16 protein-coding genes are annotated in these 16,740 nt (G+C 75.9%); 10 read left to right on the top strand and 6 right to left on the bottom strand.

Translation table 11 applies throughout. The annotated features are described in order from the left end of the window. Window positions 1-34 precede the first annotated feature (34 nt). Window positions 35-982 (top strand): HAD family hydrolase, encoded by a 948-nt coding sequence (locus tag NXY84_RS04390; RefSeq protein ID WP_258725945.1) that lies wholly within the window; start codon window positions 35-37, stop codon window positions 980-982. Window positions 983-1,299: 317 nt separating this feature from the next. On the opposite strand, the gene NXY84_RS04385 is transcribed toward NXY84_RS04390, so the two are convergent. Further along, entirely contained in the window at window positions 1,300-2,283 is a 984-nt protein-coding gene (locus NXY84_RS04385) for a Fic family protein (protein ID WP_258725944.1), read from the bottom strand. 160 nt (window positions 2,284-2,443) lie between these two features. On the opposite strand from NXY84_RS04385, the gene NXY84_RS04380 reads away from it, so the two are divergent. Then, on the top strand, window positions 2,444-3,853 hold the full coding sequence (locus NXY84_RS04380; RefSeq protein WP_258725943.1) for an NAD-dependent malic enzyme: 1,410 nt from the start codon (window positions 2,444-2,446) through the stop codon (window positions 3,851-3,853). A gap of 63 nt (window positions 3,854-3,916) precedes the next feature. Here NXY84_RS04380 and NXY84_RS04375 read toward each other — a convergent pair whose 3' ends face one another. Together NXY84_RS04375 and NXY84_RS04370 are read right to left on the bottom strand one after the other, a co-directional pair. Beyond that, complete coding sequence (locus NXY84_RS04375) at window positions 3,917-4,552, bottom strand: DivIVA domain-containing protein (protein ID WP_258725942.1); 636 nt, start codon at window positions 4,550-4,552, stop codon at window positions 3,917-3,919. 80 nt (window positions 4,553-4,632) lie between these two features. Beyond that, entirely contained in the window at window positions 4,633-5,700 is a 1,068-nt protein-coding gene (locus tag NXY84_RS04370; protein WP_258725941.1) for an NADH:flavin oxidoreductase/NADH oxidase, read from the bottom strand. 207 nt (window positions 5,701-5,907) lie between these two features. On the opposite strand from NXY84_RS04370, the gene NXY84_RS04365 reads away from it, so the two are divergent. The 3 genes from NXY84_RS04365 (at window position 5,908) to acs (ending at window position 9,737) form a co-directional block, all read left to right on the top strand. Further along, entirely contained in the window at window positions 5,908-6,882 is a 975-nt protein-coding gene (locus NXY84_RS04365) for a formate/nitrite transporter family protein (RefSeq protein ID WP_258725940.1), read from the top strand. Between the two features lie 49 nt (window positions 6,883-6,931). Continuing rightward, window positions 6,932-7,567 (top strand): hypothetical protein, encoded by a 636-nt coding sequence (locus NXY84_RS04360; RefSeq protein ID WP_258725939.1) that lies wholly within the window; start codon window positions 6,932-6,934, stop codon window positions 7,565-7,567. A 160-nt stretch (window positions 7,568-7,727) separates the two neighbouring features. Next, on the top strand, window positions 7,728-9,737 hold the full coding sequence (acs, locus tag NXY84_RS04355) for an acetate--CoA ligase (protein WP_258725938.1): 2,010 nt from the start codon (window positions 7,728-7,730) through the stop codon (window positions 9,735-9,737). 180 nt (window positions 9,738-9,917) lie between these two features. Here the strand turns inward: acs and NXY84_RS04350 are convergent, their stop codons facing one another. Next, window positions 9,918-10,529, bottom strand: a complete 612-nt coding sequence (locus tag NXY84_RS04350; RefSeq protein ID WP_258725937.1) for a maleylpyruvate isomerase N-terminal domain-containing protein — start codon at window positions 10,527-10,529, stop codon at window positions 9,918-9,920. A 147-nt stretch (window positions 10,530-10,676) separates the two neighbouring features. Here NXY84_RS04350 and NXY84_RS04345 point away from each other — a divergent pair, with 147 nt between their 5' ends. Together NXY84_RS04345 and NXY84_RS04340 are read left to right on the top strand one after the other, a co-directional pair. Beyond that, complete coding sequence (locus NXY84_RS04345) at window positions 10,677-11,132, top strand: MarR family winged helix-turn-helix transcriptional regulator (RefSeq protein ID WP_258725936.1); 456 nt, start codon at window positions 10,677-10,679, stop codon at window positions 11,130-11,132. Window positions 11,133-11,432: 300 nt separating this feature from the next. Then, entirely contained in the window at window positions 11,433-12,839 is a 1,407-nt protein-coding gene (locus NXY84_RS04340) for a cellulase family glycosylhydrolase (protein WP_258725935.1), read from the top strand. Window positions 12,840-13,053: 214 nt separating this feature from the next. On the opposite strand, the gene NXY84_RS04335 is transcribed toward NXY84_RS04340, so the two are convergent. Together NXY84_RS04335 and NXY84_RS04330 are read right to left on the bottom strand one after the other, a co-directional pair. Beyond that, complete coding sequence (locus NXY84_RS04335) at window positions 13,054-14,361, bottom strand: NAD(P)-binding domain-containing protein (RefSeq protein WP_258725934.1); 1,308 nt, start codon at window positions 14,359-14,361, stop codon at window positions 13,054-13,056. After that, on the bottom strand, window positions 14,358-14,912 hold the full coding sequence (locus tag NXY84_RS04330; RefSeq protein WP_258725933.1) for a toxin: 555 nt from the start codon (window positions 14,910-14,912) through the stop codon (window positions 14,358-14,360). Before NXY84_RS04330 ends, NXY84_RS04335 begins: the two co-directional genes overlap by 4 nt. 152 nt (window positions 14,913-15,064) lie before the next feature. Between NXY84_RS04330 and NXY84_RS04325 the strand changes: the two genes are divergently transcribed. The 3 genes from NXY84_RS04325 to NXY84_RS04315 are packed head-to-tail and all read left to right on the top strand — an operon-like array spanning window position 15,065 to window position 16,696. Beyond that, window positions 15,065-15,505, top strand: a complete 441-nt coding sequence (locus tag NXY84_RS04325; protein WP_258725932.1) for a hypothetical protein — start codon at window positions 15,065-15,067, stop codon at window positions 15,503-15,505. Between the two features lie 37 nt (window positions 15,506-15,542). Next, on the top strand, window positions 15,543-16,136 hold the full coding sequence (locus tag NXY84_RS04320; protein WP_258725931.1) for a GNAT family N-acetyltransferase: 594 nt from the start codon (window positions 15,543-15,545) through the stop codon (window positions 16,134-16,136). Beyond that, entirely contained in the window at window positions 16,133-16,696 is a 564-nt protein-coding gene (locus NXY84_RS04315; RefSeq protein WP_258725930.1) for an NUDIX domain-containing protein, read from the top strand. The genes NXY84_RS04320 and NXY84_RS04315 overlap by 4 nt, the downstream gene beginning before the upstream one ends. The last annotated feature ends 44 nt before the right edge of the window (window positions 16,697-16,740 follow it).

Genomic DNA, 16,740 nt, shown 5'->3' with positions numbered 1-16,740 from the left:
CGGCGGCGGGCGACGAGAGGCACCTGGTCAGGTCATGGTCGAGAACGGATCGGACGACGCGGTCCCGGCGGGCTCCGGCGCGGACGGGCACGACGCGCGCGACGTCGCGCCCGCGACACCACCGCCCGCGACCGCCCCGGCACCGCCCGGGTCCGCGACGACGTCCCGGCCGGCGGCACCGCGCTCCGGCCCCCGGCCCGGCGCCGCCGCGTTCTTCGACCTCGACAAGACGATCATCGCGACGTCGTCGGCCACCGCGTTCTCCCGGCCGTTCCTCGCGGGCGGGCTGCTGACCCGGCGGGCAGTCGTACGCACCGCGATCGCGCAGTTCCTCTACCTGGTCGGCGGTGCCGACGCGGCGCAGACGGAGCGGCTGCGGGCCAACCTCGCGCAGACCGTCACGGGGTGGGACGTCGCGCAGGTCTCGTCGATCGTCGAGGAGACGCTGCACGAGTCGATCGACGCGGCGGTCTACGCCGAGGCGGTCACGCTCATCGAGGAGCACCACGCCGCGGGCCGGGACGTCGTCGTGGTGTCCGCGTCGGGCGCCGAGGTGGTGCGGCCCATCGCGGCGGTGCTCGGCGCGGACCACGTGATCGCGACGCGGATGAGCGTCGTCGACGGTCGGTACACCGGGGCGATCGACTTCTACGCCTACGGCGAGAACAAGGCGCTCGCGATCACCCGGCTCGCGGCCGAGCGCGGCTACGACCTCGCGGCGAGCTACGCGTACTCCGACTCCATCACCGACGCGCCGATGCTCGAGGTGGTCGGGCACGGGTTCGCCGTCAACCCCGACCGCGCGCTGCGCCGCCTCGCCGCCGAGTCGGGGTGGGGGGTCCTGACGTTCACCCGGCCCGTGGCCCTGCGCGCCCTGGTGACGCCGCCGCGTCCTGTCGTGGCCGGGATCGCGGCGGGCGCCGTCGTGGCGGTGGGGGTGCTCGTCTGGCACCTCGTGCGGCGCGGGCGCACCGCGACCTGAGCGGCCGGTCGTTGGTGTCCGGTTCGTCCCGGCCGTCCGCCCCTCGGACCGCGCGTCCACGGGCTGACCGCCGAGACGACGGCCTGACCAGGCCGGACACCTCGACGCTTCCCTCCGCTCTCCCGCGGGAGTACGAAGGACCCACGACAGCCGGACCCGCAGGGAACCCACGCGCGATCGTCCACGCATAGGACACGTCGACCGGGCTGGCCCGTAGCGACGACGCAGTTGCACGCCTGCTATCCCTCCGGTCCGTTGTTCGGCGACGGCGTCCTCACGGGCGCCGTCGTCCCTGTCCGGCCCGCGGTGGGGGCGCTTCAGCCGTCCGTCGGGAACCGTCCCGCGAGCACCGCGTCCGCGACCGCCCGGGCCTCGCGCGCGCCGCCCACCGCGCCGCGGGCGCAGAACGCGACCCAGCCCGCGAGCCCGTCGGGCGTCCCCGTCGCGAAGCCCGCCGCCGCCGACAGGTACGGGTTGGGGGCGCCGGCCCACGTGTGCTCGGGGACGAGCGAACCCGTCGGGTCGAGGCCGCGGGACGTGAGGACGAGCCGCGACAGCGCACGCGCGACGAGCCCGTTGCCCGCGACGAACGGCCGCAGCGCGAGCACCTCCCCGTGCACGACAGCCGCGACCACGACCGCGGGCACGCGGGTCTCGCGGAGCACCCGGCCGAGGAGGTCGAGCCGGGCGGCGACCTCCGGGCCCGACGGCGCCGCGCCGAGCCCCCGCAGGTCGAGCGGCGGCTGGTCGGTGCGCAGCCGGCCGAGGTCGTCGTCCGCGACCCAGCCGCGTCCGGCGGCCGCGTGCAGCCGCGCCGCGAGCTGCCCGAACGGCGGCAGCGCCGCGGCGCCGCGCGCACCGAGCCCGGGCATGAGCCGCTCGACCTCGGCCGCGGCCCGGAGCGCCCCGGTCGCGACGGCGACGTCGGGTGCGGACCGGTCCACGGCTGCGCCTCCGCTGTGGCCGGGCCGGGCGCGCTCAGGGTGCCCCGCGCCGGCTGGAGCGAGCTCGGGGCGTGCCGGGTCGCCGGGACCGGGGTCGGAGCCTGCCCCCGCGCCGACCGCGAGCGCCCGCACCACGTCGAGCGGCACCCGGGCGCCGTCGAGCGCCGCGCTGCCGCGGGCGGAGCGCAGGCCCGCCTCGGCCCGCACCTCGCGCCAGCGCCGGCGGTACGCCTCGTGCCACCGCAGCTCCTCGCAGGCCCGGCGCGCGGCGTCGACCGCCTCCGCGACCCCGGGCAGGGCCGCGAGGCCGGCGAGGGGGTCGTCGGCGGAGGTCCTGGGGGCGGCCGGCTCGTGCACGGCGTCACCCTACGGCGCGACGCCGGCGCGCCCGCGGCTGGCCACTGGCCCGGTGACCGCGGCACCAGGCGCGCTCCGACGACCCGCCCGACCGAGCAGCGCCGGGGCGCGCCGGGCCCGTCGACCGACGACGACGCCCGCGACCGGACACAATGGCCGCATGGTCTCAGCGCCGAGCGTGTCGTCGTCCATCACCGCCCGCCTCGAGGTCCTGGCCCGCCCCACCGCGGTCAGCGAGCTCACCACGGCGATCGAGCGCGAGGGCGGGATCGTCACCGCGCTCGACGTCACGGCGTCGGGCCACGAGCACATGACGGTCGACGTCACGTGCGCGACCCGCGGCGAGGAGCACGCGGGCGACATCGTCGAGGCGCTGCGCGGACTGCCGGGCGTGGTCGTCGACCGCGTCAGCGACCGCACGTTCCTCATGCACCTGGGCGGCAAGCTGTCGATCGAGTCCAAGGTGCCGCTGCGCAACCGCGACGACCTGTCGATGGTCTACACCCCGGGTGTCGCGCGCGTCTGCCAGGCGATCGCCGCGCACCCCGAGGACGCCCGGCGCCTGACGATCAAGCGCAACACCATCGCCGTCGTCACGGACGGCACCGCGGTGCTCGGCCTCGGGGACCTCGGGCCCCTCGCCGCGCTGCCGGTGATGGAGGGCAAGGCCGTGCTGTTCAAGCGGTTCGCGGACATCGACGCGTTCCCGATCGCGCTGGACACCACGGACGTCGACGAGATCGTCGACACGGTCTGCGCGATCGCCCCGGTGTTCGCGGGGATCAACCTCGAGGACATCTCGGCGCCGCGCTGCTTCGAGGTCGAGCGGCGGCTGCGCGAGCGCCTCGACATCCCGGTGTTCCACGACGACCAGCACGGCACGGCGATCGTCGTCGTCGCGGCGCTCACGAACGCGCTCAAGGTGGTCGGCAAGCAGATCGCGGACGTGCGGATCGTGCTCTCGGGCGCGGGGGCCGCGGGGACGGCGGTGCTCAAGCTGCTGCTCGCGGCGGGTGCGCGCGACGTCGTGGTCGCGGACATCGACGGGGTGATCCACGCCGGGCGGCCCGGCCTCGCGCCGCAGCTGGTGTGGACCGCCGAGCACACGAACCCGCGGGGCGTGAGCGGGACGCTGCGGGCCGCCCTCGCGGGGGCCGACGTGTTCATCGGCGTCTCGGCGCCGGACGTCGTCTCGGGGGACGACGTGGCCACGATGGCGCCGGACTCGATCGTCTTCGCGCTCGCGAACCCGCGGCCCGAGGTGGACCCGGACGACGCCGCGCAGCACGCCGCCGTGGTCGGCACGGGGCGCAGCGACTTCGCGAACCAGATCAACAACGTGCTCGCGTTCCCCGGGGTCTTCCGCGGCCTGCTCGACGCGCGCTCGCACAAGGTCACGGAGAGCATGCTGCTCGCGGCGGCGACGGCGCTCGCGTCGGTCGTCACCGAGGACGAGCTCAACCCGACCTACATCGTGCCGAGCGTGTTCAACCCGGAGGTCACGACGGTCGTGGCCGCGGCGGTCGAGAACGCGGCGCGTGCGGCGGAGGGTCCGCGCACGCACGGCTGACGACCGGCGGCTTCGGACTGCGGCTCGGGCCGAGGGCCGGAGCCGGCGTGCCGGTCGCCGCGGTCAGTTCCCGAGCGACGCCTCGACGCGGTCCAGCAGGGCGTCGATCGCGTCCTGGTCGTAGCGCTCGGCCCGCCACCCCGCCTCGCGGAACCGCGCGGCGCGCACGTCCTGCGGGCCGAGCTCCGGCGTCGCGCCGCGGCGGAGGTCGTCGAGCGACCGGGCCGCGCGCTCGAGGAACGCGTCGACGTCCTCCCGGACGTAGCCGGGCCCGCGCCGCGTGACCTCGGGGACGGCCGCACGCAACGCTGGGGAGTCCCACGACCGCGCCGCGCGCTCGGCGGCGTGGGCCTCGAGCACCGTCCGGAGCGCACCGGCGAGGGGCTGCGCGCCCGGCGGGTCCGTCGGGTCGGCGGAGCGGGACGCCGAGGCCGCCGCGGAGGCGAGCGCCGTGGCCAGGGCGTCGAGGAAGTCGTCGACCTCGACCTGGTCGTAGCCGTCGCGGAACTTCGTCGCCATGAAGCGGCTGTCCGCGACGTCGCGCGCGGTCAGGACCGCGGGCCCGGGCCGCTGCCCCGCGAGCACCTCCAGCGTCGCGGCCGCCCGTCCGAGCAGCGCGTCCACCTCGCCGATGTCGTAGCCCTCACGGAACCTCGTGCGCGCGAACCGCGCTCCCCGGACGTCGTGCGCGGTCAGCATCCCGGCGGCTCCCTCGTGACGGTCGACGTCCGATCGTGCCACGCGCCCGCGCATGCGCCCCGGACCTGGGGCTGCGGGTCTCAGCCCCAGGCACGCCCGTACTGCGGCGGGGTGAGCCCCGTGGCGTCGACCCCGAGCTCGTGCGCGGCGCGCAGCGGCCACGACGCGTCGCGCAGCGCCACCCGCCCGAGCAGCACGGCGTCGGCCGCGCCGTCGACGAGGACCTGCTCGGCCTGGTGGGCGGTCGTGATGAGCCCGACGGCGGCCACGGGGAGACCGGACGTCTCGCGCACGGCCCGCGCCGCGGGGACCTGGTAGCCGGGTCCCACGGGGATCGACGCCGGGACGTTGCCGCCGGTCGAGACGTCGACGAGGTCGACACCGTGCCCCGCGAGCTCCTTGGCGACGAGCCCGACCTCCTCGACCGTGAGCCCGCCCTCGGCCCAGTCGGTCGCGGAGAAGCGCACGAGCAGCGGCTTCTCGTCGGGCCAGACGGCGCGGACCGCGTCGGTCGTCTCGACCAGGAGGCGGGCGCGGTTCTCGAGCGTGCCGCCGTACTCGTCGGTGCGGGTGTTCGACAGCGGCGAGAGGAACTCGTGCAGCAGGTAGCCGTGCGCGGCGTGCAGCTCGACGACGTCGAAGCCGGCGGCGAGCGCCCGGCGGGCCGCCGCGGCGAACTGCCCGGGCACCGCCTCGACCTGGGCGTCGGTGAGCTCGGCGGGCACCTCGAGCCCGGGGTACGCGAGGGCGGACGGCCCGACGCTCGCCCAGCCTCCCTCGGACGCCGGCACGGTGCCCCGGTCCGCGGCGAACGGCGAGTACGTCGACGCCTTGCGCCCGGCGTGCGCGAGCTGGACCCCCGAGTACGAGCCGCGGGCCCGCACGAAGTCCGTGATCCGCGACCACGCGGCGACCTGCGCGTCGTTCCACAGCCCGGTGTCCTGCGGGCTGATCCGCCCCTCGGGGACGACCGCGGTCGCCTCGGCGATCACGAGGCCGAAGCCGCCGGCTGCCCGCGCGCCGAGGTGCACCAGGTGCCAGTCGTCCGGCAGGCCGTCGGTCGCGGAGTACTGGCACATCGGCGCGAGCCACGCGCGGTTGGGGAACGTGGTGCCGCGCAGGGTCAGCGGCTCGAAGAGGAGGGTCACGGCGGGACCAACGCCCCGGGGTCGGGCTCGATTCCCGACGTCGCGTGCCGCCGCACGCCCGAGCCCCGGCGCGTGCGGTCGCACGTCGCGAACGTCTCGCACGGTGACGCCACGCGACCGGCACGGCCCGCGAGCCGCACCCGCCGGCCGCCCGGGCCCGGGCTTTCGTCCCAGGGTCGGCACCGCGCGGGGCGGCACGCTGGACGCATGCTCACGATCGCCGAGGCGGCGGACCACCACGCGCACGCCGCGGTCACCAAGATCGCGCTCGCACGGCGCCCGCTGGCCTACCTCGTCCAGACCATGCTCGCCGGCGCGTACATCGGCATCGGGGTGGTGATCCTCACGACCGCGGGCGGACCGCTCGCCGTCGCCGGGTCCCCGTGGGCGCCGCTCGTGCAGGGTCTCGTCTTCGGGGTCGCGCTGGCGGTGGTCGTGGTCGCGGGCGGTGAGCTCGCGACCTCCGCGATGATGGTCCTGACCCAGGGCGCGATGCGCGGCACCGTCTCGTGGCGCCGGGCGGGGGCGACGCTGCTCGTGTGCCTCACCGGCAACCTGCTGGGCGCGATGGTGTTCGCGACCGCCGTGCACCTGTCGGGTGCGCTGGGGCCGTCGACGGCGGCCGGGCAGACGATCGCCCGGATCGTCGAGCACAAGGCCGCGCTCACCGGCACGCAGCTGTTCTTCCGCGGCGTGCTGTGCAACCTCATGGTCTGCCTCGCGGTGTGGTGCGCGGCCCGGCTCCGCAGCGAGGGCGCACGGCTCGTGATGATCTTCGCGTGCGTGGCCGTGTTCATCACGTCGGGGTTCGAGCACGTGGTCGCGAACATGACGACGTTCTCGTTCGGTCTGCTGGGCGGCCTCCCCGGCGCCACGTGGCTCGAGCTCGGGCGCAACGTCGCCCTCGTCGGCCTCGGCAACCTCGTGGGCGGCGGCCTGCTGGTCGGCGCCTCCTACGCGTACTGCGCGCGCCCCGCCCCGGGCCTGCTCGCCGCGTCGCTCCCGGCGGCCGCGCCCGCACCCGTCCCCCCGACCGCGCCGGTCCGCGTCGAGGCGGCCGTCGACGGCGCCGGCCCGGTCGCCGTCGTCGACACGGTCCCCCACCCCGACGTCCGGCGCGGCGACACGCGCACGGCGCCCGGTGCGGCGACGCGCGAGGTGCGGGAGCCCGCCCTACCGTGAGTTCGGACGGTGCCGCTCGACGGCGCCGCTGACGCACGAAGGAGCGGCGATGAGCACCTCCGACCCCCGCCCCGGGAGCACGCCCCCCGGGACCCCCGGGACGACCGGCCCGGAGCCGGCGGTCCGCGCCACCGACGACCGCGAGGACCTCTTCCCCGGCCCGCACGCACCGCGCCGCACCGGGCCCGCGGGCCACCTCCTCGGCACGGTCGTCGGGCTCGTGCTCGTGCCGGCCGGGCTCGCGGTCGCGCTCGTCGGCGAGTCCCGCATCCTCGTCGCGCAGACGGACGGCTGGGACGCGTCGACCGACGTCGTCGGCATCGTGCTGGTCTCCGTCGGCGTGCTGCTGCTCGCCGCGACCGTCTACCTCGGGGTGTGGTCGCCGACCGTGCCGATCGTGGGCGGGCTCGTGACGGCCGTCGCCGGCGGGGTGTTCCTGTACGCGCCGTCGCTCGCGCGCGACACGGTCCTGGCGCTGCTCGACGGCACGAGCTGGCGCACGACCGGCGGGAACGCCACCGTGGCCGCCACGTCCGGCACCGTCCTGCTGACCGGGGTGCTCGTGCTCGTCGCTGGGCTCACGGCGTGGCAGTCGCGGCGGCGCGGCAAGGCGATCGGCGACTGGCGCGCGCGCCACGGGGCGCACGCGGCCGAGGCCGACCGGGCGGCGGCCGAGGCGTCCTGAGGCCCCGGGACCGGCCGCCCCGCGAACCGCAGGCGCGGGGCGGGGCACCGGCGAGCGGGAGCGCGACAGGGCCACGCGAGGGACTTTCGTCCTACTAGAGTGCGACGGACGGGGACGTCTCGTCCCTTTCGCACCATCGTCGCTGCGCAGGAGGTACATCGTGGCTCAGGCCGCCGAACCCACGCACCCCGAGTCCTCGGACATCGAGAACCTCCTCACGGAGGACCGCCGGTTCCCGCCGGACCCCGAGTTCGCGGCGCAGGCCAACGTCCACCCCGAGGTGTACTCGTGGGCGGCGGCCGACCGCCTGGGGTTCTGGGCCGACCAGGCCCGCGAGCTCGTCAGCTGGTCGACACCCTTCTCCGAGGTGCTCGACTGGTCCGGCGCCCCCGTCGCGCGCTGGTTCGGCGACGGGAGGCTCAACGCGGCGTACAACGCGGTCGACCGGCACGTCGAGGCCGGGAACGGCGACCGCGTCGCGCTCCACTTCGAGGGCGAGCCCGGCGACGCGCGCGCGATCACGTACGCCGACCTGCAGCGCGAGGTCTCGAGGGCCGCGAACGCGCTCACCGCGCTGGGCGTCGGCACGGGCGACCGGGTCGCGATCTACATGCCGCTGATCCCCGAGGCCGTCGTCGCGATGCTCGCGTGCGCCCGGATCGGCGCGCCGCACTCCGTCGTCTTCGGCGGGTTCTCCGCGGAGGCCCTGCACTCGCGCATCCTCGACGCCGAGGCGAAGCTCGTCATCACCGCCGACGGCGGCTACCGGCGCGGCTCGGCGAGCGCGCTCAAGCCCGCGGTCGACGAGGCCCTGGACAAGGGAACCCCGTCGATCGAGCACGTGCTCGTGGTGCGCCGCACCGGCCAGGACGTCGCCTGGACCGAGGGCCGTGACGTCTGGTGGCACGACGTGGTCGACTCCGCGAGCGACACGCACGAGCCGGTCGAGGTCGAGTCCGAGCACCCGCTGTTCATCCTCTACACGTCGGGCACCACCGGGAAGCCCAAGGGCATCTTCCACACGACCGGCGGGTACCTGACCCAGACGGCGTTCACGCACCGCGCGGTCTTCGACCTCAAGCCCGAGACCGACGTGTACTGGTGCACCGCCGACATCGGCTGGGTCACGGGGCACTCGTACGTCGTGTACGGGCCCCTGGTCAACGGCGCGACGCAGGTCATCTACGAGGGCACCCCGGACACCCCGGACAAGGGCCGCTGGTGGAGCATCGTCGAGAAGTACAAGGTGTCGATCCTCTACACCGCCCCGACCGCGATCCGCACGTGCATGAAGTGGGGCGAGGAGATCCCGGCGGCGCACGACCTGTCGTCGCTCCGCCTGCTCGGCTCGGTGGGCGAGTCGATCAACCCGGCGGCGTGGACCTGGTACCGGCGGGTCATCGGTGGCGACAAGGCCCCGATCGTCGACACGTGGTGGCAGACCGAGACCGGCGCGATCATGATCTCCCCGCTCCCGGGCGTCACGACGGCGAAGCCGGGCTCGGCGCAGGTGCCGCTCCCCGGCATCGCGGCGGACGTGCTCGACGACGACGCGCAGCCGGTGCCGAACGGCGCGGGCGGCTACCTCGTGCTGACGGAGCCGTGGCCGTCGATGCTGCGCGGCATCTGGGGCGACGAGGAGCGGTTCCGCGAGACGTACTGGTCGCGGTTCCCCGGGAGGTACTTCGCCGGCGACGGGGCCAAGAAGGACGAGGACGGCGACATCTGGCTGCTGGGACGCGTCGACGACGTCATGAACGTCTCGGGCCACCGACTCTCGACGACGGAGATCGAGTCGGCGCTCGTCTCGCACCCGATCGTCGCGGAGGCGGCCGTCGTGGGCGCGAACGACGAGACGACGGGCCAGGCGGTCGTCGCGTTCGTCATCCTGCGCAGCGAGGAGGGTGCGGCGGCGCAGGAGTCGGGGATGGACGTCCAGGCCGAGCTGCGCGCGCACGTCGCGAAGGAGATCGGCCCGATCGCGAAGCCGCGCACGATCCTCGTCGTCCAGGAGCTGCCCAAGACCCGCTCGGGGAAGATCATGCGGCGCCTGCTGCGCGACGTCGCGGAGCACCGCGCCGTCGGGGACGCGACGACGCTCGCGGACTCCTCGGTCATGGACCTCATCACCGCGGGCCTGAACACGCCGTCGGCGTCGAGCGCGGACTGAGCCGGACGCGCACCGGGCCGGTGCGGCGTCGCGCCCCGGCTGGGTGCGGCGCGCGGGCGGAGCACCGACGGGAGTCCCGTCGTCCACGCGGACGACGGGGCTCCGTGGCGTCCGGGGGACGGTCGGCGTCAGGTCGGACCACGTGGGACGAGAGCCGAGGTCACCTCGGGGCGGCCGTCGTCACCGGCCCGCCGACGACGCGCTGAGCCTGCGCCCCGACAGCCGGAGCACGCACTCGAACGTGGCGTCGTCCTCCTCCGCGGCCGCGGTCGCGGCCCGCGTGGGGAGCGCGTGCGACGGCGCGAGGACGATCGTCCGCAGCGCTCGTCGAGCAGCGTCCGGGGCGGGTCGGTACGCGAGGCCGAGCGCCTGCGCCACGTCCCAGGTGTGGACGAGCGTCTCGCACGCGTGGATGTCGTAGAGCGCGGCCAGGTCGACGGCCTCGGTGGAGCCGCCGGGCCGGGAGGACGCGGCGCCGTCGCCCGCCGACGCGAAGGCGTCCTCCAGGAGGTCAGCCGTCCTCCGGTACGCCCGGTCCAGGCCGCAGTCGCCCGAGAGGTCCGCGGAGCCCCCGAGCGCCGGCCGGTCGAGCGGGTCGTGCCACGTGCCCCGCGGGATCGGCGCGCCGACGACGGCAGCCGCTCGGTCGACGGCCTGCCGGAGGAGGTGCAGGTAGAGGTCGCCCAGGTCGCCGAACGGCTCCCGCACCGGCCGGTCGAGGTCGCTCACGGTGACCTCCGAGAGGAGGGACGCGAGATCGTCGGTCAGGGTGTGCAACGCCAGGGTGTCCACCGCGTGTCCTCGCTTCAGATGTCGGCGGTCTCGACATGCTGGCCGAGGCCGGTGGAGCGGGAGGCCGAGCCCGTGCACGGGCGTGGCCGAGTTCGCGTCGCGAGACCAGATCGTCTACCACGGTAGATGATTGGAGGAGGAGTGTCCATGCCCGAGGAACCCGCACCGGCGGACGAGCCGGACCTCGGCGCGCTGCTCGCCCAGCTCTTCCCGCGGCTGGCCGCGCTGGAGGAGCCGATCCTGCGCGACGCCGGCCTGTCGATGTGGGAGTACACGATCCTCAGCGCGCTGGCCTCGGACGACGTCGTGTCGCAGGTCGAGCTGTCGCAGCGCACGCGGCGCGACCCCACGCGCCTGGGCCGGCACCTGGACGAGCTGGCGTCCCGCGGGCTCCTCACCCGCGAGCGTGCGAGCGACCAGCGCCAGCTCGCCGTCCGGTTGACCCCGGCCGGCCGGTCCCTCCACGGGACGGTCAAGCGGGCGGTCAGGTCCGTCGAGGACGAGCTCCTGCACTCGGTGCTCTCGAGGGCGGACGCCGCCCGCCTCCGGCTCGTGCTCGCCAGGCTCGCCGCCGGAGGGGCCGAGGACGCGCCCTCCGGCTGAGCCGGGACCCGAGACCGCGCGCGGCGGCGCGTGCGGCGCCCCGCGCTCGCCGGGCCCACGAAGGTGTCGCACGAGGGCGGTGTCCACCGTTGTCAGGGAGTGCGTCTCAGGACCGCCGGGATCCGGGCGCCTAAACGCTTCGTCCATCGAGGACGCCGCTGAGCGGGTGATAGGCAGACCCCCGACGCACCCCCAGGTGCGCGGCACGACGGGCTGTCCCCGTCAGCAACGACGCAGAGCCGCCATCGAGGCTGACGCGCCGTCGTGCCCACGAACATGGCGCTGGGAACGAGGAAGTACATGAGGAATCGACTCTGGGTCGCGGGCGCGCTCGCCGCCGCGCTGATCCTCCCCGTCGGTGCCGCGACGTCGGCGACCGCGGCCGACCCCGTCGGGCTGCACGTCGCGAACGGCCGGCTCGTCGAGCGCAACGGCACGCCGTTCGTCTTCCGGGGCGTCAACCACGCCCACACCTGGTACGCGACGCAGACGCAGTCGTTCGCGGACATGGCGAGCCTCGGCGCGAACTCGGTCCGGACCGTCCTGTCCAACGGCGACCGCTGGACCAGGAACGACGTCGCGGACGTCAAGAACGTCATCTCGCTGGCCAAGGCGAACAAGATGATCTCGATCCTGGAGGTCCACGACACGACCGGCTACGGCGAGCAGTCCGGCGCCACGACGCTCGCGAAGGCGACCGACTACTGGATCTCGGTCAAGGACGCCGTCGTCGGCCAGGAGGACTACGTCCTGGTCAACATCGGCAACGAGCCCTACGGCAACAACGCGACGACCAACGCGAGCTACGTCGCCGACAACCAGGCCGCGATCAAGCGCCTGCGCGCCGCCGGCATCAGGAACACGATCGTCGTCGACGCGCCGAACTGGGGCCAGGACTGGGCCGGCATCATGCGCGACAACGCGGCCGCGATCTTCGCCGCCGACCCCGACGCGAACACCGTCTTCTCGGTGCACATGTACGGCGTGTACGCGCAGGCCTCGACGATCACGGCGTACCTGGACGCGTTCAAGGCCAAGAACCTGCCGCTGATCGTCGGCGAGTTCGGGTTCGACCACTCCGACGGCAACCCGGACGAGGACACGATCCTCGCGGAGTCGCAGGCGCGCGGCATCGGCTGGCTCGGCTGGTCGTGGAGCGGCAACGGCGGCGGCGTCGAGTACCTGGACCTCGTGACGGGCTTCAACAAGAACGCGCTGTCCCCGTGGGGCACGCGCCTGTTCAACGGCGCCAACGGCATCAAGGCGACCGCGAAGACGGCCACCATCTTCGGCGGCCCGACCCCGACGCCCACGCCGACCCCCACGGTCACCGTGACCCCGACCCCGACGCCGACGCCCACCCCCACGGCCACCCCGACGCCGACCCCGACGGCCACCCAGGGCACCGGCGCGTGCTCCGCGACGCTGAAGGTCGGCAACAGCTGGGGCGGCGGCTACCAGGCGTCCGTCACCGTCACGGCCGGCTCGAAGATGATCGGTAGCTGGACGACGTCCTTCCAGCTCCCTGCGGGCAGCACCGTCTCCCAGCTGTGGAGCGGCACGCACTCGGCCTCGGGCGCGACGAACACGGTGAAGAACGCGGCGTGGAACGGCCTGCTCGGCGCGGGCGCGACCACGACGTACGGCTTCATCGGCGCGGGCACGGCTCCGACCGGCGCCGTGCCGGTGGCGTGCACCGCGGGCTGACGCACGCCGGCTGACGCCAGGTCAGGCGACACCGCACGACACCGGCGGCTCGGTCCCGATCCCTCGGGACCGAGCCGCCGGTGTGCGGGGCCGGGCCGCCGGCGTGCGGGGCCGGGCCGCCGGCGTGCGGGGCCGGGCCGCCGGCGTGCGGGGCCGGGCCGCCGGCGTGCAGGGCGGCACCGGCGTCGGCCCGGCCTGAGACCGACCCCCGCGCTCAGACCCCGAGCGCGCGCCGCAGGTTCCGCACCGCCTCGCGACCGGCCCGGTTCGCGCCGACGGTCGACGCGCTCGGGCCGTACCCGACGAGCTGGAGCCGCGGGTCGGCGGCGACCTGCGTGCCCTCCATGACGATCCCCCCGCCGGGTCCGCGCAGGCGCAGCGGCGCGAGGTGGTCGAGGGCCGAGCGGAACCCCGTCGCCCAGACGATCGTGTCGGCGCGCACGTACACCGGGACGTCGTCGGGCACCGACCCGACCTCCCAGCGTGCGCCGCGCGGCACGAGCCGGGCGAACATGGGGCGGCGGACGAGCACGCCCGACGCGATGCCGGCCCGGTACGCGTCGGTGAGCGGCAGCCCGGTGACGCTCACGACGCTCTCGGGCGGCAGGCCCGCCGCGGTGCGCTCCGCCACGCGCGCGACCGCCTCGCGCCCGAGCTCGGGAGTCAGCGCGGCGTCGTCGATCCACTGGGGCTCGCGCCGCGTGACCCAGGTCGTGCGCGCGGCGACGTCCGCGAGCGCGAGGAGCAGCTGCACCGCGGACGTCCCGCCGCCGACGACGATCACGCGGTCGCCGGCGAGGTCCGCCACGTCGTGCACGTCGCGCGAGTGCAGCTGGCGGCCGCGGAAGGTCGAGCGGCCCGGGTAGGCCGGCCAGAACGGCTTGGTCCAGGTCCCGGTGGCGTTGACGACCGCCCGCGCGCGCCACGTGCGCGCCCGCGGCCCCGGGTCGGTGCGTCGCCGCGGCCCGTCGTCGGCCCCGGCGTCGGCGCCACGGCCCGCCGCGCCCGGCGACTCGACCGTCTCGACGGCGAGCAGCCGGTCCGGTCCCCCGACGTCCCGCACCGCGCGGACGTGCACCGGGCGGCGCACGTGCAGCCCGTGCTCGGCCTCGTACGCCGCGAAGTACGCACGGATGACGTCGCGCGCGAGGTCGCCGGGGCCGGCGTCGGGGAGCACCGAGCCGGGCAGCTCGTGGACGCCGTGGACGTGCGCCATCGTCAGCCCGACCGCGCGGTGCTGCCACGCCCCGCCCGGGGCCGCGTCGGCGTCGAGCACGACGAACGTGCCGCGCGCGCCGGACCGCGTGCGCCCGGCCTCGGCGTGCGGGACGAACCCGACGCGCCGCAGGTGGAAGGCCGCGGACAGCCCGGCCTGCCCCGCGCCGATGACCACGACGTCGACGTCCGGCGCGAGCGGCCCCGGCGCAGCCGCGGTCGTCGGGGCGGTCCCGGACGTCGGGGCGGTGCCGGACGTCGGGTGGGCCGCGGACCTCGGGTCGGCCGCCGGCACCGTGCCGCTCACGCCGCACCCCCGAGCCCGTCGAGCCACGCACGCACCGCGCGCCGCCCGCGCAGCCGGAGCACGGGCACGGAGCCCTCCGCCGCGAGCGCCCGGTACCGCTCCTGCGTGCTCGCGTACCGCGTCCAGGTCCAGAGCACGATGTTGCGCTCGGGGTCCCGCGCGACCACCCCCGACCAGAGCTCGCGGTTGCCGTGGCAGAGCTCACGCCGCGTCACGGCCCGCACGAGCGTCCGGCGCACGACCTGCGCCATGACCAGCCACCGCGGGTGGTCGAGCCACACCACGAGCTCCACGTCGTCGAGCAGCGGCCCTACCCGGGTGTGCCAGTTCCCGCACGCGACCCAGCCGTCCGGCGCCTGCGCGAGCCGCTCGCGCAGCTCCCGGAACCCGTCGTCGAGCTCGCGCAGCTGCCAGCCCGGGAGCCAGAAGACGTCGTCGAGCTCGAGGTGCGGGACGCCGAGCCTCCGGGCGGCCTCGTGCGCGGTCGTGGTCTTGCCCGCGCCGCTGATCCCGACGACCCGCACACGGCGGGGCAGGGTCGTCGGGGGCACCGCCCCAGTCTCCCACCGGGACGGGGACCAATCCGAGGAGACGTCGCGGGGGTGGTGTGCGGATCGGGCGGCCCGCCCGGCAGGCTGCACCCAACGTTCCGGCGGAGGTCTCCGTTGACCCAGGTGACGGCCGGACGAGGAGAGGACCTGACGTGCCGCCGTCCCCGACCGTCACGCCCTCCCCCAGCCGCACGCCGGCACCCCCGCCGACGCCGAGCACGCCCGCGCCGCCGGTCGCCGCGCCACCCGCACCGACGTGGCCGCCGTCGGTCGGCGAGGAGGAGGTCATGCACGGCGGTCCCGGCCCGTGGTGGGCGGTGGTGCTCGAGGTCTCGGACGGTGCCGCCGGCCTGCCACCCGTGGACGGGCCCCAGGACCAGGAGCTCGCCGGCCTCGGGTACTGGGCGGGGGGCACCCCGCTCGCGTGCGTGAGCAACGCGGTCGAGGCGCTGACGCTCGACCCGGGGGTGCAGTGGTGGGGTCGGGTCCTCTACTTCGCGAGCGCGCAGGACGCCGAGACGTTCGTGCGGTCGTGGGACCGGCCCGTCGCGGGGATCGTCGCCGACGCCGACCTGGCCTGCGACTGGGGGTGAGTACCGGCCGCCGTCGTGGGGTGCCAGGCTGGGCGCCGTGCACCTGCGACCGACCTACCCGATCACCACCCGGCGCCTGCTGCTGCGGCCGCTGACCGAGGCGGACCTCGACGCGATGCTCACGTACCGCGGCGACCCCGAGGTGTGCCGCTACCTGCCGTTCGAGCCGATGACGCGCGAGGTCCTGCGCGCCCGGCTCGCGGCCGACTGGGCGCGACGGGAGCTGACGGACGCGGGGCAGACGCTCACGCTCGGCGTCGAGGAGCGCGGGACCGGGCGGCTCGTCGGCGACGTCGTGCTGTTCTTCCACAGCGTCGTGCACGCCGCCGGGGAGATCGGGTACGTGCTGCACCCCGACGTGCAGGGCCGCGGGTACGCGAACGAGGCGGCGGCGGCGCTGCTCGGCCTCGGGTTCGACGGGCTCGGGCTGCACCGGGTCGTCGCGCGGCTCGACGCCCGCAACGGCGCGTCCGCGCGGCTCGCGGCGCGGCTCGGGCTGCGGCACGAGGCGCACTTCGTCCGCAACGAGCTGTTCAAGGGCGAGTGGTCGGACGAGCTCGTGTTCGCGATGCTCTCCGACGAGTGGCCGGCGTCGGCGGCGGCCGCGGCGGTGCGGGCGACGGCCACGTGAGCGCGCTGCTGGACGACGCCCGGCGCGTGGTCACGGACCTCGGCACCGACGGGCCCGGGGCGGCCGACGTGCGCGCGGGCGTGCTCGCGCACCTGGCCGCGCACGGCGACGCCGCGCTCGGCCGGGAGCTCCGCGAGCACGTGACGGCGAGCGCGCTCGTGCTCGACGCGTCGCTCACGCGGGCGCTGCTGTGCTTCCACCGCAAGGGACGGTTCTGGGTCCAGCCTGGCGGCCACCTCGACGCGGGCGACGCCGACCTGCTCGCCGCCGCGCTCCGCGAGCTGCGCGAGGAGACCGGGGTCACGCACGCCCGGGTCCCGACGACCCGTGCGGCCGACCTCGACCGGCACGCGCTCGGCGACGGCTTCGCGCGGTGCGCGTGGCACCTCGACGTCGGGTTCGTGGTGCTCGCGGACCCGGCGGACGTGGTCACGGTGAGCGACGAGAGCACCGATGTCGCGTGGTGGCCGCTCGACGCCCTGCCCGACGAGGTGCCGCCCGGGCTCGGCGACCGGCTCGCGCGCGCGGCCCGGTTCGCGCAGGCGGCCCTGCCCTCGTGAGGCGCGGTCCGGCTCGTCGCCCTGCGCGAACCCCGGGCCCCGTG

The sequence above is a fragment of the Cellulomonas sp. NS3 genome, assembly GCF_024757985.1.
Lineage (GTDB): Bacteria > Actinomycetota > Actinomycetes > Actinomycetales > Cellulomonadaceae > Cellulomonas_A.
Note: the sequence above shows the minus strand (reverse complement) of the source record. Positions and strands in the feature narration are given on the sequence as shown.

Coding starts and splice junctions, on each gene's coding strand:
- NXY84_RS04390 (WP_258725945.1), top strand. CDS start 35: ATGGTCGAGAACGGATCGGACGACGCGGTCCCGGCGGGCTCCGGCGCG.
- NXY84_RS04380 (WP_258725943.1), top strand. CDS start 2,444: ATGGTCTCAGCGCCGAGCGTGTCGTCGTCCATCACCGCCCGCCTCGAG.
- NXY84_RS04375 (WP_258725942.1), bottom strand. CDS start 4,552: ATGCTGACCGCGCACGACGTCCGGGGAGCGCGGTTCGCGCGCACGAGG.
- NXY84_RS04365 (WP_258725940.1), top strand. CDS start 5,908: ATGCTCACGATCGCCGAGGCGGCGGACCACCACGCGCACGCCGCGGTC.
- NXY84_RS04360 (WP_258725939.1), top strand. CDS start 6,932: ATGAGCACCTCCGACCCCCGCCCCGGGAGCACGCCCCCCGGGACCCCC.
- NXY84_RS04345 (WP_258725936.1), top strand. CDS start 10,677: ATGCCCGAGGAACCCGCACCGGCGGACGAGCCGGACCTCGGCGCGCTG.
- NXY84_RS04340 (WP_258725935.1), top strand. CDS start 11,433: ATGAGGAATCGACTCTGGGTCGCGGGCGCGCTCGCCGCCGCGCTGATC.